General features: G+C 67.9%; 12 protein-coding genes. 9 read left to right on the forward strand and 3 right to left on the reverse strand.

What is annotated here, in order from left to right; translation table 11 throughout:
* Nucleotides 1–156: 156 nt before the first annotated feature.
* Nucleotides 157–1,029 (reverse strand): DMT family transporter, encoded by an 873-nt coding sequence (locus ATJ93_RS00470; protein ID WP_120242688.1) that lies wholly within the window; start codon nt 1,027–1,029, stop codon nt 157–159.
* Nucleotides 1,030–1,177: 148 nt separating this feature from the next.
* Nucleotides 1,178–1,483 (reverse strand): amphi-Trp domain-containing protein, encoded by a 306-nt coding sequence (locus ATJ93_RS00475; protein ID WP_120242689.1) that lies wholly within the window; start codon nt 1,481–1,483, stop codon nt 1,178–1,180.
* Nucleotides 1,484–1,743: 260 nt separating this feature from the next.
* Between ATJ93_RS00475 and ATJ93_RS00480 the strand changes: the two genes are divergently transcribed.
* The 9 genes from ATJ93_RS00480 (at nt 1,744) to ATJ93_RS00520 (ending at nt 12,126) form a co-directional block, all read left to right on the forward strand.
* The gene (locus ATJ93_RS00480) at nt 1,744–3,111 is read left to right on the forward strand and encodes a right-handed parallel beta-helix repeat-containing protein (RefSeq protein WP_394338790.1); all 1,368 of its coding nucleotides are present in this window, start codon (nt 1,744–1,746) and stop codon (nt 3,109–3,111) included.
* 201 nt (nt 3,112–3,312) lie between these two features.
* Nucleotides 3,313–4,203, forward strand: a complete 891-nt coding sequence (locus ATJ93_RS00485; RefSeq protein WP_120242690.1) for a 1,4-dihydroxy-2-naphthoyl-CoA synthase — start codon at nt 3,313–3,315, stop codon at nt 4,201–4,203.
* 134 nt (nt 4,204–4,337) lie between these two features.
* On the forward strand, nt 4,338–5,687 hold the full coding sequence (locus tag ATJ93_RS00490) for a DUF7405 family protein (protein ID WP_120242691.1): 1,350 nt from the start codon (nt 4,338–4,340) through the stop codon (nt 5,685–5,687).
* 66 nt (nt 5,688–5,753) lie between these two features.
* On the forward strand, nt 5,754–7,061 hold the full coding sequence (locus tag ATJ93_RS00495; RefSeq protein WP_120242692.1) for a DUF7350 domain-containing protein: 1,308 nt from the start codon (nt 5,754–5,756) through the stop codon (nt 7,059–7,061).
* 86 nt (nt 7,062–7,147) lie between these two features.
* Nucleotides 7,148–8,086 (forward strand): 1,4-dihydroxy-2-naphthoate polyprenyltransferase, encoded by a 939-nt coding sequence (locus tag ATJ93_RS00500; protein ID WP_120242693.1) that lies wholly within the window; start codon nt 7,148–7,150, stop codon nt 8,084–8,086.
* The gene (locus tag ATJ93_RS00505; protein ID WP_120242694.1) at nt 8,083–9,195 is read left to right on the forward strand and encodes a mandelate racemase/muconate lactonizing enzyme family protein; all 1,113 of its coding nucleotides are present in this window, start codon (nt 8,083–8,085) and stop codon (nt 9,193–9,195) included. The genes ATJ93_RS00500 and ATJ93_RS00505 overlap by 4 nt, the downstream gene beginning before the upstream one ends.
* Entirely contained in the window at nt 9,183–10,784 is a 1,602-nt protein-coding gene (locus ATJ93_RS00510; RefSeq protein WP_245977490.1) for a class I adenylate-forming enzyme family protein, read from the forward strand. The genes ATJ93_RS00505 and ATJ93_RS00510 overlap by 13 nt, the downstream gene beginning before the upstream one ends.
* A 70-nt stretch (nt 10,785–10,854) precedes the next feature.
* The gene (locus tag ATJ93_RS00515) at nt 10,855–11,703 is read left to right on the forward strand and encodes an NRDE family protein (RefSeq protein ID WP_120242696.1); all 849 of its coding nucleotides are present in this window, start codon (nt 10,855–10,857) and stop codon (nt 11,701–11,703) included.
* Nucleotides 11,704–11,775: 72 nt separating this feature from the next.
* On the forward strand, nt 11,776–12,126 hold the full coding sequence (locus ATJ93_RS00520) for a helix-turn-helix transcriptional regulator (protein ID WP_120243873.1): 351 nt from the start codon (nt 11,776–11,778) through the stop codon (nt 12,124–12,126).
* A gap of 84 nt (nt 12,127–12,210) precedes the next feature.
* Here ATJ93_RS00520 and ATJ93_RS00525 read toward each other — a convergent pair whose 3' ends face one another.
* The gene (locus tag ATJ93_RS00525) at nt 12,211–12,627 is read right to left on the reverse strand and encodes a hypothetical protein (RefSeq protein WP_120242697.1); all 417 of its coding nucleotides are present in this window, start codon (nt 12,625–12,627) and stop codon (nt 12,211–12,213) included.
* Nucleotides 12,628–12,675 lie beyond the last annotated feature (48 nt).

Raw genomic sequence — 12,675 nt, forward strand, 5'->3', positions numbered from 1 at the left:
CCTTCTCCGGCTAGTCTCGAGGAGTTGACCTGCTGATTGCCTGCTTCAGGCTGCGTCGCGACGGCCACGGTCGCTGACCGATACCGACCGAATAAATCTCATATCGCTATATCAAACAGGGCTTAATTCGGGTCCGCAATCTACTCCCTGAATTCGTCAGACGGCAATCAGCGTCACGCCGATCACCGCGAGCACGGCGGCGGCGAGTCGAAGCCGGAAGTGGCGCTCGCCCAGGAGGACGCCGCCGAGGACGACCGCGACGATCGCCTGCGTGTTGATGACCGGCGAGGCGATGCTAGCGGGCAGGATCGCGAACGCGAGCGTCGTCAGGTGCTCGCCGAGCGCGACCATCCCGCCCGCGACGGCGAGCTTCGGCAGGTCGCCGCGGATCGCGGTCGGCGGATTGCGAACCGCGATCGGGAGGAGCACGACCGCGACCCCGAACAGCAACAGCGGCACCCAGAGCCGCTCGGGGATCGCCAATTCCTGCAGCGATACGCGCTTGCCGAGGTCGCTGACCGCGTAACACATCGCGCTCAGCAGCGCGAGCTGGGCGGGCCGCGAGGCCGCGGCCTTCCGGAACGGTTCGAAGAAGCCACCGGGATCGTAGTTGGCGACGTAGACGGCGAGCGTCGCGACGACGACGCCGCCGACCTCGAGCGGCGTCAGCACCTGCCCGAGCACCACCACCTCGAGGGGCAACACGAACATCGGGACGAGCTTGTTGATCGGGGTGACGTAGGAGACGTCGCCCTCCGCGATGGCCCGCAGAAAGAGCACGAACGCGGCGGCGGTCGCGACGATCGTGAGCGCCGTCACACCGGCTTCCGCGGCGCCGAAGCGTCCAAGCGCCGCCGCTGACCCGTCGACCTGCGTGACGGCGATCGGCAGGTACCACGCGATTCCGAAGGCGTTGATGAGGACGGTCAACGCCGCCGGCGGATACTCGTCGAACGACCGCTTCAGCACGTAGATGTAGACGCCCCAGACGAGGGCGGCGACCAGCGCGACTCCGAGTCCGGCATCCATATCGCGACCCCACGAAAGTCCGCGCCAAGAACGGTTCGATTGCTCGCTCGCGGCGCGGTTCGTCTCCGTCCCGCGGCTCGGTCCGACGCTCGAGTCACTGCGTCGTCGAGGCCGAAAATGAGATCGCCAGCCGCTCGAGCCGTTGCGTTCAGTCGATCTGGGGCGCCTTTTCGTCCGTACGGCCGGGTAACTCGAGTTCGATCTCGAGTTCCGGCTCGCCCATGCCGTCGAAGTCGAGCTCGAGTTCGACCGGTTCGCCGAAGGCGAAGGGGAGTTCCCACGCCTCGCCGTCGGTAGTGTCGCTGATCGTCAGCTCGTCGCCGTCACGAAGCTGCTCGCCCAGCGCGATCAGGAACTCGCCCGCCTCGCTGGCGTCGAGCCGGTACTCCTGTTCGAACTCGCGGCCTGCTCGGATGACGGTTCGCTCGTCGCTCGCGGAGTCGTCGTCTGCCATCGGCGGGGGTACGGAATCGACGACTATGTTTCTCGCGGTTGGTCGCGCTCCGCCTGGGCCTGACCAGGCGTTTTGGTCGCGGTGACAAGCGCAGGACTCGAGGGTGAATACGGTGGACAGCGTTGCTCGCCGTGCCCCCTCTCGACGAGCGACGCTGCCCGGTACGTAGCCGTCGGGCCCGATATATTCTCGACATAATAGTTAAAATTCAACCGTACGACTATTATAAAACGCTATCGGCCGCCCCCGGACAGTCCCGGATGATGTTCGACGATACCGGTACGACGGGCGGATGGCCTGCTGCAAACGGACAGTCGACGCGCCGATCGTTCCTCGGCGGACTCGGCGCGACCGTCGGACTCGGCGCGCTGACCGGTTCCGGCCGAGCGCAGCCGACCGGCGCTTCTAGCCCGGACGGAACGGTGTACTACGTCGCCCGAATCGGCGATCTCGAGCTTCCGGGTCGCAAACGAGGATGGAACAGGAGTGAAAACGGAAATGGAAACCACAACGGCGCGAACAACGGTGAACACGCACGCGGTCGACTCACCGACGCCGAGTACCTGGTCCTCGAGGGCCAGACGGGAACGATCGCATTTACGACGGACGGCACCGCCGAGGAGGCGTTCCAGTACGCCTTCGACGAACTCTCTGGGTCCGGCGGCACCGTCGTCGCGAGCGGCGACACCTTCGAGTTCGGCGGCCCGGCCACGGCCGGCGACGGAACCGCGCTGGTCGGCAGCGGCGGAACCCGGTTCGTCGTCGCCGGTGCCAGCGGGGAGTCGGGCCACGACCTGCTCCGCGTTCGCGGCGACGGCGCGACGGTGGCCAACGTCGAGTTCGACGCCAACGGCACGCAGACCGACAACCACGCGATTCAGGCCGACGACTGCGACGGGCTGGTGATCGCGAACAACCGCACGGTCGACGGCTTCCAGATGGCGATTTCGTTCTCGCGGTGCCGGAACGTGCGGGTCGTCGGCAACGAGGTCCTCGATCCCAACTGGTACGGCATCACCGCTCGGGCCGCCGACGACGAACGGGACCTGCGCCGCTCCGAGAACGTGCTCGTCGCGCAGAACTACGTCGCCGGCGTGACCTACAACAACATCGCGACCTACAACGTCAGCAACTTCGCCGTCTCCGGCAACGTCGTCGAGGACGGCGGCCACAGCCTCATCGCGTGCTCGCCCGCCCAGCAGGGCGCCATCGTCGGCAACGTCTGTCGCGACCTCGAGGAGTACGCCCCCGATCCGGGCGGCGAGGCGGGGATCGAGATCGAGTACAAGGAAACCCACGTCCGCGAAGAGATCGCCGGGACGGACCGCGCTCGGTCCTACGACATCACGATTTCGGGGAATCAGGTCGACAACTGTCCGGTCGGGATCCTCGCCCGAACCGTCCCCGCGGACCCCGAGGACGAATCCACCCGCGAGACGGAACGTCCCCACAGCTTCACCGTGACGGGAAACTCGATCAACGGCGCTGGCGCCGCCGGAATCCGCATCCGCTCCGGCGCGGCGGGCGTCGTCGCGACGAACACGGTCCGCGACAGCGCGACGCCGCTCGAGGTCGACGAGACGTACGCGGTCGATATTCAGGAGGGACTGAACGCCACTCGAGCGTGAGTTGACCCGGTCTCGATTACACGGTTTTGATCGGCGAACTCGGACCACGTCCCCCTCTCGTTTCGATCCGGTACCCCGGGAAACGGCCGAAACGGGCGGGACTGAAAGGGGCTGACCCGGTCGACCGACCGTATCGACCGGGTCAGGGGCTTTCGGCTGGACGCGAATCTATTTCAGCCGTCGCCGACCAACAACGAGCCGATGGTTTCGGAACTGTTCGACCCCGAGCGCTGGGAGCCCGTCGGGCTCAACGACGACTTTCGCGATATCACGTATCACCGCGCGGTCGACTCCGGCACGGTCCGGATCGCCTTCGATCGCCCGGAGGTGCGCAACGCCTTCCGGCCGGGGACGGTCGACGAACTGTACGACGCCTTAGAGCACGCGAAACGCCAGACCGACGTCGGCTGCGTCCTGCTGACCGGCAACGGGCCGTCGCCGAAGGACGGCGGCTGGGCGTTCTGTTCCGGCGGGGATCAGACGATCCGCGGCGAGGACGGCTACCAGTACGAAGGAGACGAAGAACGAGCGTCCGAACAAGGACGCCTCCACATCCTCGAGGTTCAGCGGCTGATCCGCCACATTCCGAAGGTCGTCGTCTGCGTCGTTCCGGGCTGGGCCGTCGGCGGCGGTCACTCGCTGCACGTCGTCTGCGACCTCACCCTCGCGAGCGAGGAGCACGCCAAGTTTCTCCAGACCGATCCCGACGTGGCCAGCTACGACGCCGGCTTCGGCTCCGCGTATCTCGCCAAGCAGATCGGCCAGAAGAAAGCGCGCGAGGTGTTCTTCCTCGGGAAGACCTACGACGCCGAGGAGGCCGCCGAGATGGGCATGGTCAACGAGGTCGTCCCCCACGAGGACCTCGAGGAGACGGCCCTCGAGTGGGGCGAGCGCATCAACTCGAAGAGCCCGACGGCGATGCGGATGCTCAAGTACGGGTTCAACATGACCGACGACGGGATGATCGGCCAGCAGGTGTTCGCCGGCGAGGCGACGCGGCTGGGCTACATGACCGACGAGGCAAAGGAAGGCCGCGACGCGTTCGTCGAGGGCCGCGAGCCCGATTTCGACGACTTCCCGTGGCACTACTGACGGCCGGGTCGATTTTCGAGGAGCGGACGCTCGACGTAGAGGCTCCGCGAGAACGGTGGGAAACGTACTCGAGCGGAGACGTACGTAGCCGCTGAGAGAAAGCCATTTGGGCTTCACGGCCGGTTGTTCACGTAGTGACGCTTCCCGATCGGTCCTCGCTGCCCCGCCGGGATTACCTCCGTGCATTAGTCGCCGTCGGCGGGACGACGGCGTTGAGCGCCTGCCTCGAGTTCGCCAGCGACGGGGCGGACGGCGACCCGGACGTGCCGACCGGAACGGACGACCCCGAGTCGCTCCCGGACCGCCAACACGCGTGGAACGAGGCATTGGGGACGGACGACGACGGCAACGTCCAGCCGCCGGAACACCACGTGTTGGTGGCACTGTCGCTCCGGGACGACGTGCTCGAGGACACCGGCGGCGGTGACGGGAACGGAGACGGCGACCCCATCGACGCAGACGCTCGAGAGACGACTGAATCCGCACTCCGAACGCTCGAGCGAGCCTACGAGTGGAGTAACGACGGCCTCGTCTTCACGCTCGGCTACACGCCGGCGTACTTCCACCGGTTCGACGCCTCGCTGTCCGACGCGGTCGACCTGCCGGACCCCGAGGCACTGACCGCACAGGAGGCCCCCGAGTTCGACGACTTCGACGCCGTCCTCCACCTCGCGAGCGACCGTCCCGAGGTCGTCCTCGAGGCCGAAGAGTGGCTGTTCGGTGAGCGCGACCAGCTCAACGGGCTCGAGATCGAGACCGACCTCACGGGCGTCTTCGAGCGCCTCGAGGAGCGGCGCCGGACCGGTTTCGTCGGCGCAGGGTTGCCGGCCGAGCACACCGACGTCCCGGGCGTCCCGGAGTCGGTACCCGAGGAGGCGCCCTTCTTCATGGGCTTTCGGTCGGGCTTCCGGGCCAGCCAGGCGACCGAAGATCGCGTTACGATCGAGTCGGGCCCGTTCGCCGGCGGGACGACCCAGCACGTCGAGTCCCTGGAGATCAACCTCGAGCAGTGGTTCCAGCAGGAGAACCACACCCAGCGCGTCTCGAAGCTGTTCAGCCGCGAACACGCCGAAGAAGGTCTGACTGGCGACGTCGGGGAAGAGCTGACGACGGCGAACGGGCTGACCACCGAGCGGATCGACGCCACCGAGGCCGACGCCCGCGAGCACAACGTCGTCGGCCACGCGCAGAAGGCGGCTCGAGCCCGCGAGGACGGCGAACCGCCGCTCCTGCGCCGGGATTTCAACACCGTCGACGGCGACCGGCCCGGCGTCCACTTCCTCGCGCTCCAGCGGGGCATCGACGACTTCGTCCGGACGCGCGAGGCGATGACGGGCGCCGATTTGGACGTGCCGATGGCGAACAACGGCATTCGCCACTACATCTTCGTCGAGCGGCGGGGCAACTACCTGGTGCCGCCGCGGTCGCTGCGCGCTCTGCCGCCGGCGACTCCCGAGAGTGAGGCTGACAACGACGCCGACTGACTCGAGCCGCGGACGCGGACCGGAATCGAACGAAACCAACGCTCACGAGGACACGACGCGAGACACATGCAAAACCGAAAGCACGGGTTCGACGCCATCGACCGACGAACGTTCGTCCGCCGAACGGGAGCGGTCACGGGAACGCTCGCGCTCGCCGGCTGTACGAGTACTGACGACGAGTCCGACGAGAACGAAAGCGATCGGTCGGGCGGTGACGCCGGAAACGAGAGCGAGAACGAGGCCGGAGCCGGCGACGCGGCGCTCCCCCGACAGATCACCGTCGAGGACCCACCCGAGGCCGTCTATCTGCCGACCCACCGCGAGTCGATGCGGACCCTCGAGCCAGTCGAAGCCGGCGACTACGCGGTCGCGGCGATGCTCTCCTACCCCCACCAGTTCTGGGTGATCGCGGGCGACACCGACGACGCGGTCGAACGGACGACGCCCGAGGAGGCCCGCGGCGTCCACGTGATGTTCGTCGCCTGGGACGCCGAAACGGGAACCGTCCTCCCGGTCGACGAGGGCGTCCAGATCAGGATTCGACAGGACGGCGAACAGGTCGGTGCGCCGCGCCAGCCCTGGACCATGCTCTCCCAGGAGATGGGCTTTCACTTCGGCGACAACGTCGGACTCCCCGGCGACGGCACCTACACCGTCGAGGTCACGCTCCCGCCGATTTCGACCCGGAAAACCGGTGCCCTCGAGGGGCGGTTGGACGAGCGCGCGACGGCGACCTTCGAGTTCGACTACGACGACGAGTTCCGCGAGTCGGTCGTCAGCGGCGTCGAGTACCTCGACGAGGAGCGGTGGGGCGAGCGCGGTGCCCTCGAGCCCATGGAGATGATGGTGACGGGCGAGCACGACGAAGAGGATGGGATTCCCTACTCCACGCTACCGCCTGTCGACGCCTATCCCGGGACGCTGCTCCTCGAGTCCGATGCCGACGACGAGAACGCTGGTTCCGACCGCGAGGCCCTCGAGACGACCGACCTTCCCCGCAGCGGTGACGCGGCGTTTCTCGCGACGCTGCTCGAGTCGGACCACCGGCTCGCTGACGACGGACAGTACCTCCTCGTCTCGCCGCGGACGCCGTACAACCGCGCGCCGCTGGCGGATATGTCCCTGCGCGCGACGATCGAACGCGACGGGGCGGAACTCGGCGGTGCGCCGCTCGAGCAGACCCTCGACGGTGAGTACGGCTTGCACTACGGCCTCTCGCTGCCGGCCGTCGACGGCGTCGAGGGCCTCGAGCCCGGCGATTCGGTAACGATCGAGATCGAGTCGCCGCCGCAGGTCGCCCGCCATCAGGGGTACGAGACGGCGTTTCTCGAGATGCCGCCGGTCGAGCTGACGGTGCCGGAATCGGGAGCGTAGTCCCGGAACGCGAAAGCGGGATCGGGGCCGCAATCGCTCGACTGCAATGCCAACGTTGACACTCTCTCGAGTGGGACACTCGAGGTATGACCGAGGTGGAGACGTCACGGACGAAGGCGTGGCTGATGGCGGCGCGCCCGCAGACGTTGCCCGCGGCCGCGGCGCCCGTCATCGTCGGTACCGGACTCGCGGTCTCCGAGGGCGTATTCGCCCCGGTGCCCGCGCTACTGGCGTTCGTCGGCGCGGCGCTGATCCAGATCGGCACGAACTTCGCGAACGACTACTACGACGCGATCAAGGGCGCGGACACGGAGGACCGCGAGGGGTTCACCCGCGTCACGCAGTCGGGACTGATCCCCGCCGAACAGGTCAAACTCGCGACGATCGTCACGTTCGCGCTGGCGATCCTCACCGGCACGTATCTCGTCTACGTCGGCGGCGTGCCGATCCTCGTGATCGGCCTCGTCAGCGTCCTCTGCGGCTGGGCCTACACCGGCGGTCCCTACCCGCTGGGCTACCACGGCCTCGGCGACCCCTTCGTCTTCGTTTTCTTCGGGATCGTTGCCGTGATGGGGACGTTCTACGTGCAGGCGGCCGCTGTGGCCCCCGTCGGGCCGCTGCCGACGGCCGTTCCCGAAGGGACGATCACTCTCGAGGCGTTCGTCGCCAGCCTCCCCATCGGCGCCATTTCGACCTGTATCATCGTCGTGAACAACATCCGGGACAAGGAGACCGACGCCGAGACCGGCAAGCGAACGCTCGCGGTTCGGCTCGGCTACCGGTGGAGCCGCGTCGAGTACCTGGCGCTGCTCGCGCTGGCCTACCTGACGCCGTTGTGGTTCTGGCTCGAGGGCTTCGGCCTCGGCGCCCTGCTCCCGCTGATCTCGCTGCCCTACGCCGCGTCGGTGGCGCGGACGGTCCTGACCCGAACTGACGGGGAGGCGCTCAACCCGGCCCTCGAGGGGACCGGGAAGCTGCTCGCCCTCTACGCGGTACTGTTCGCCGCCGGGCTGGTGGTGCTATGAGCGATTCCGATCCGGGTTCGGGTCGCGACCCCGACGACCCTGACGCCGACCCCAACGCCACTCTCGAGTTCGAGTTCCGGCCGTTCTCGCTCGACCTCGCCAGCCCGCTCGAGACGTCAAACGAGACGATCGAGACCCGCGAGGGATTCCTCGTCCGACTGGCCGACGAAAACGGCGCAGTCGGCTACGGCGAGGCGACCCCGTTGCCGGGCTGGACCGAATCCCGGGACGACTGTCGAGCGGCCCTCGAGCGCGCGCAGGACGCCTTCAGTACCGGCGGTCCGAACGAGGCGCTCGAGGCGGTCGACCGGCAGGTTGCGGCCCGCCACGCGGTCTCGCTTGCGCTCGCGGACCTGCAGTCCTCCCGGCACGCGACGCCGCTGTACCGCTACCTCGGCAACGGACCGATGGTGGGACGCGTCCCGGTAAACGCGACCATCGGCGACGGCTCGCCCGCGGAGACCCGCACGGCGGCGCGCGAAGCGAGCGAGCGGGGCTACGCCTGCTGCAAACTCAAGGTCGGTCTGCGTAGCGTCGAGGCAGACATCGAACGCGTCCGGGAAGCCCGCGACGCGGTCGGCGACGAGGTCGAACTCCGCGCGGACGCGAACGAAGCCTGGACCTACGAGGAAGCCGAGTCGGCCCTCGAGGCCTTCGCCGACCTCGGCGTCTCGCTGGTCGAACAGCCGCTTCCCGCGGGCGCACTCGAGGGCCACGCCGACCTCCGCGCCGCGAGCAACGGCGTCGACATCGCGCTCGACGAGGGGCTGCTCGAACACGGCGTGGACGCGATCTGCGAGGCCGAGGCTGCCGACGCCGTCGTGCTGAAGCCGATGGCGCTGGGCGGGGTCGACGTCGCCCGCCGGGTCGCGGCGTGGGTGATGGAGGTCGACATCACGCCGATCGTCACGACGACCATCGACGGCGTCGTCGCCCGAACCGGCGCGGTCCACCTCGCGGCCGCGATCCCCGACGTGCCGGCCTGCGGGCTCGCCACCGCCGAACTGCTCGCCGAGGATCTCGGCCGCGATCCGGTCCTGCTCGAGAAGGGAGCGGCCGTCGTGCCGCAGGCGAAGGGTCTGGGCGTCGAGGGGGTGTGGGAGGAGTGACGGGGCCGGCAGGGGCGACTGAGTGGCCCACCCGCGACCTCCTCGCGCACAGAGCGGCGACGACGCCTGAACGGACGGCACTGATCGACGCCGACGCGGACGAGGGCGACGCAGGTGCGACGTGGACCTACGCCGAATTCGACCGCCGCGTCGACCGAACCGCGGCGGCGCTCGAGGCCGCGGACGTCGCAGAGGACCGGCTCGGCGTTCTCGTGGGTACGCGACCAGCCTTCGGAACCGTCTTCTTCGCCGCGATGCGGCTCGGACTGACGGTCGTCCCGCTGAACGTCCGCGAGACGACCGCCGAACTCGCATCGAAGGTCGACCGCACGGAACTCGAGGCGATCGTCTGTGAGCGCGAGACCGAGACGACGGCGCTCGATATTGCGGGTACGACCGACGGGCGTCGGCTGCCGGTACTCTCCGTGGACGACCCTGCCGCCGAACCGGAGACCGACGCCGACGTCCGGTTCCTCGAGACGACCGCGGACGGCGATTCGAGTTCGCCGTCGGTCGATCCCGTCCCGCTCGAGCGCGACCACACGCAACTCCTGATGTTTACCTCGGGCACGTCGGGCCAGCCGAAGATCGTTCGGTTGACCGTCGGCAATCTGGTCGCCAGCGCGACCGCCTCGGCGTTCCGGCTGGGCGTCGACCGCGACGACCGCTGGCTCTGCTGTCTCCCGATGTACCATATGGGCGGGCTCGCGCCGGTCGTCCGGTCGACGCTGTACGGCACGACCGCCGTGATCCAGCGCGAATTCGACGCTCGAGAGACAGCACGCGTGATGGACGAGTACGACGTGACCGGCGTCTCGATCGTGCCCACGATGTGCAAGCGGCTGCTCGACGCGGATTGGGAGCCGCCCGAATCGCTCCGGTTCGTCCTGCTGGGCGGCGCACCCGCCTCGAGCGAGCTGCTCGAGCGCTGTCTCGAAGCGGACGTGCCGGTCCACCCGACCTACGGGATGACCGAGACGGCCTCGCAGGTCGCGACCGCGACGCCGGCCGCCGTTCGCGAGCACGAAGGGACGGTCGGCCAGCCGCTCGTGAACACTGATGTCGCGATCGTCGACGAGGACGGCGATCCCGTTCCGGCCGGCGAACCGGGAGAACTCGTCGTCTCAGGGCCAACTGTGACCCCGGGCTATCTCGACGCCGATCGAACCGACGAGGCGTTCGGCGACCGCGGACTCCACACCGGCGACGTCGGCTACCGGGACGACGACGGCCGACTCTGGATCCTCAACCGGCGCAGCGACCGCATCGTTACCGGCGGGGAGAACGTCGATCCGGGAGAAGTTGTCGCGGCGCTGCGCGAGTACCCCGCCGTCGAAGACGCCGCCGTCGTCGGCCTCGAGGATCCCGAGTGGAGCGAGCGCGTCGCGGCGCTCGTCGTACCGGCTGCGGAGACCGAACCCGATGTCGATACGCTGCTCGCACACTGCGACGCACACCTCGCGGGATTCAAGAAACCGAAAACGGTCGGCTTCGCGGACTCGCTGCCACGTACCGCATCGGGGACCGTCGACCGCGAGGCTACTCGTAAACGGCTGCTCGAGGGCGGGATCGACGTCACTGAGCGGTGACCGCCCCTCGAGCGACTCACCACTTCGTTTCGAAACTGGAGTTAAGACGCTCGAGCCCCTACTTCGGATCGTGTGCACGCTGACTCTCGCCTGGCAGGTCTTCGACGACGCGCCGGTCGCCGTCGCGGCGAACCGGGACGAGGCAGTCGGTCGCGAGTCCCGGCCGCCGAGCGTCTACCGGGAGGAGCCGCTGATCGTCGCCCCACGAGACGCGGAAGCCGGCGGCACCTGGATCGGTTACAACGAGTTCGGCGTCTTCGCCGGCATCACCAACCGGTGGACCGACGCCGATCTGGCGGGCGAGCGCTCGCGCGGCTTGCTCGTCGCCGACGCGCTCGAGGCGCGCTCGGCGGCCGAGGCGGCCTCGATCGTCGAGGATGCGACCGCCACTGACGAGTACGACGGGTTCAACCTCGTCGTCGCCGACGCGGACGACGCTTTCTGCCTCCAGTGGGATGGGGACCTCGTCCGGACGAACTTCGACCCCGGCGTTCACGTCGTGGTCAACGTCGCCGTCGATGACGACGTTGCTATCCCGTCGTTCCGGACCGAGGCCGCTCGAGCGCAGGCCGAGAACGCTCGAACGGTGCGTCGAGAACTCTCCGTTTCCGGGGTCGACATCGACGAGCGCGGCGAACTCGAAGCGACCGAGTCGGTCTCGGAGTGGCTCGAACGTGCGGGATCGGTGCTCGGCGATCACGACTACGGGGTCTGCATCCACGGCGACGGGTTCGGAACTCGCTCGTCGTCGCTGATCGCGATCCGTGACGGGGACCGCGCCGGCGACGGCGAAGGTGTGGTCGGCGCTCGGTACGCGTTCGCCGACGGCCCGCCGTGTCGAACGAGCTACGAGACTGTCGACCTCTCCGCAGTCGCTGACGCGTCTGCGTTCGCGAGCGACGCCGAAGGGCACATTTAAGCGGCTCCCGAACGCTCCTATGGACATGGACGCACTCCTGCCTGTAGCGGCGAGCACGGAGAGGTGGTCACCGTGAGCGTTTCCGCGGCCGAAGCAGAACTCTCCGAGGACGAGCGCGCCGGCCTCGAACTCGTTCGCGAGACCGGCGGTATCCACCAGAGCGACTTCTGGAAGGAGTTGGGCGTCTCCTCGCGGAAGGGCAGCCGGATCGTCGAATCGCTCGTCGAGAAGGGATTAGTTGACCGCGAGGAGACGATCTACGACGGTCACAACACCTACTACATCAGCCCGACGGCGCGGGATCTGGATTTCACGCTGTTGATGGCCGGCGACATGCTCTCGCCGTTTATCGGCGAAGAAGAGGTCGATCCCAACAGCGACGCCTTCTCGCAGTGGATCATGAACCTCGCGTACGAGGAGTAGTCGACTCGACCGTCGAGACGGTCGCTGCAACTGCGCATTCGATAGTTTTCGATTTTCGACCGAGATCGAGCGTCGCGACCGCAGCTACTCGTAGAGACCGAATCGCTCGATCAGCACGAACGGGTCCCGCTCGCGATTGTAGTACGGAACGTCACCGTCGATCGCCTCGAGGATCCGCCGGTGGACTTCCCGCGCCGCGCGGCCTTCGTCGGGCTCGAGGTGGTGACGCCCGCGCATGTCGGACCAGAAGTCGCCGTCGAGCCAGTAGAGCGTCTCGCGGTTCGACTGGTAGACGATGTCGCCCGCATCGGTGAGTCCGGCGCCCTCGTTTGCGAGACGCCGGCCCGACAGTTGGGCGCGTGCGAGGACCGCGACGAGTTGGCGGCGCGATACGGGGGCGTGGAGTGCGACGTCGTCGAGCGTCTCGCCGAAGTACTCCTCGACGAGGTCGCACACCCGAGAGAATTCGTCGAATTCGACCGCTTGCTGTGTGATTTTCATACCAGTTTACTCAGGGGAGGGTCAGCGGATCGTGACTTTGCGTCCCAC

Source organism: Halopiger aswanensis, from assembly GCF_003610195.1.
GTDB lineage: Archaea > Halobacteriota > Halobacteria > Halobacteriales > Natrialbaceae > Halopiger > Halopiger aswanensis.

Bases quoted from the DNA above. Each gene is read 5' to 3' on its own strand.
- ATJ93_RS00485 (WP_120242690.1), top strand. From the start codon at position 3,313: ATGGTTTCGGAACTGTTCGACCCCGAGCGCTGGGAGCCCGTCGGGCTC.
- ATJ93_RS00525 (WP_120242697.1), bottom strand. From the start codon at position 12,627: ATGAAAATCACACAGCAAGCGGTCGAATTCGACGAATTCTCTCGGGTG.
- ATJ93_RS00470 (WP_120242688.1), bottom strand. From the start codon at position 1,029: ATGGATGCCGGACTCGGAGTCGCGCTGGTCGCCGCCCTCGTCTGGGGC.
- ATJ93_RS00505 (WP_120242694.1), top strand. From the start codon at position 8,083: ATGAGCGATTCCGATCCGGGTTCGGGTCGCGACCCCGACGACCCTGAC.
- ATJ93_RS00500 (WP_120242693.1), top strand. From the start codon at position 7,148: ATGACCGAGGTGGAGACGTCACGGACGAAGGCGTGGCTGATGGCGGCG.
- ATJ93_RS00475 (WP_120242689.1), bottom strand. From the start codon at position 1,483: ATGGCAGACGACGACTCCGCGAGCGACGAGCGAACCGTCATCCGAGCA.
- ATJ93_RS00480 (WP_394338790.1), top strand. From the start codon at position 1,744: ATGATGTTCGACGATACCGGTACGACGGGCGGATGGCCTGCTGCAAAC.
- ATJ93_RS00495 (WP_120242692.1), top strand. From the start codon at position 5,754: ATGCAAAACCGAAAGCACGGGTTCGACGCCATCGACCGACGAACGTTC.